This is a genomic window from Chloroflexota bacterium, assembly GCA_038040195.1.
Lineage (GTDB): Bacteria > Chloroflexota > Limnocylindria > QHBO01 > QHBO01 > DASTEQ01.
The window spans coordinates 1-1,428 of record JBBPIR010000038.1 but is presented as its reverse complement, the minus strand read 5'-3'; the positions used below and the strand labels follow the sequence as shown (position 1 = coordinate 1,428).

At 67.3% G+C, this 1,428-nt stretch carries 1 protein-coding gene; it reads right to left on the bottom strand.

Annotated features, from left to right (window positions below; translation table 11 throughout):
- On the bottom strand, positions 1-1,428 hold a 1,428-nt coding region (locus AABM41_09880), incomplete at both ends, for a PEP/pyruvate-binding domain-containing protein (GenBank protein MEK6192602.1).

The following is a 1,428-nucleotide window of genomic DNA, read 5'->3' as shown; positions in this document are numbered from 1 at the left end:
TCTCACGAAGCACGTCGGCCTGGACGAGGCGCTCGGCCTCTTCCAGCAAGGCCTGCTTGTACACGAAGTAGCGGCTGACGATGAAGTACTTCGGATACTCCCGGTACCCGATGAAGGTCCGGACTCGGTCGATCATCCGCTTGGCCTCTTCGGCCTTCCGCTCCCCGTCCGGCAGGGCCCGCAATCGCTCCAGCACCTCCTGTTCCTTCTCCCACGCCTCCTCTCGCCCCTGCTCGAAGCGCCGCTCCCCAGCGCCCGGCTCGAAGTTCTTGATGTTGCCGAGGATCACGGGCAGGAGCGTGGAGGGACGTTCGCTCCACCGCGGCCTCGTGATGTCGATCTCGCCGACGCAACGCATGCCGTACACGTCGAGGAAGGCCCGGATGGCGTCTCGCGCCTCCCGCCCGCCCGCAAGCTTGGCCAGCTCGTCCAGGAAACCCTCGTCCTCGACGTCCTGCAGAAAAGCCACCACATCCGGATGCGGGCGGATCACGTCCGCGACGTCCAGGAGCGCCAGGCCCATCTCCGACGTGACGTTGTGGGGGACGGACTGCGTGAGCGTGTCGGCCGCGTTCTTCTCGCCCAGCCACGCCTGCAGCTTCTCGTTGAGCCACCACGTGGCGTCCATCGCCGCCATGAAAACCTGATGGCTTTGCGGATCGAACAAGATCCGCTTCAGCTCCTGGATGTCCGCCAGGATGAAGTCGAACAGCGCGGATCCGGACTTCGTCCGGATGTCTCGTTGCAAGGCGGCGATGGAAGCCTGGTTACGCCCGATCAGCTCGGTGACGATGGCCGGATCGGACTCGATCGGGGCTGGCGCGCCGCCAGCCGGCGGCCCGCCGGGCCCCTCGTCCGGGAGCGACGGGATGAAGTCACCGCGGTCGAGGATGGTCTGCAGCGCGTCCCCGATCAGCGGATCGGATCTCCCCAGGACCTCGAGGAGGCCGGCGCGGCTCGCTGGCGACGCCAGGCCCGGGGTAACGTCGACGAACAGCCTCCCGCCGGCCTCGTACATCGGCGCGGGGGTCGTCAGCAGCCACACGGAGAGCCCCAGGGGCTTCATGGGGTCGGTCATCATCTGCTGATGACCGACCGAGACGTAGACGTGATTGTCTCGGTCGCCGACTGCTGGGATGGGGAACAGCGTGGTGATCGGCCGGCTCTGGACGATCTGGAAGCCATCGTCGACCAGGCACCATTCGATGTCCTGGGGGGAGCCGAAGTGCGTTTCGATCCGCCGGCCCAGCTGCGCTAGTCGCACGACCTGCGCATCCGTCAGCGCTGGCTGCTCCTGCCGCTCCGGCTCGATCGCCTGTTCCTGCGTCCCGCCTGCCGGCGAGGCGTGGATGGCAAGCCGCTTGGTGGCAACCGCCTTGGCGACGACCTCGCCGTCCCGCACCTTGTAGGCGTCCGCGTTCACCAGGC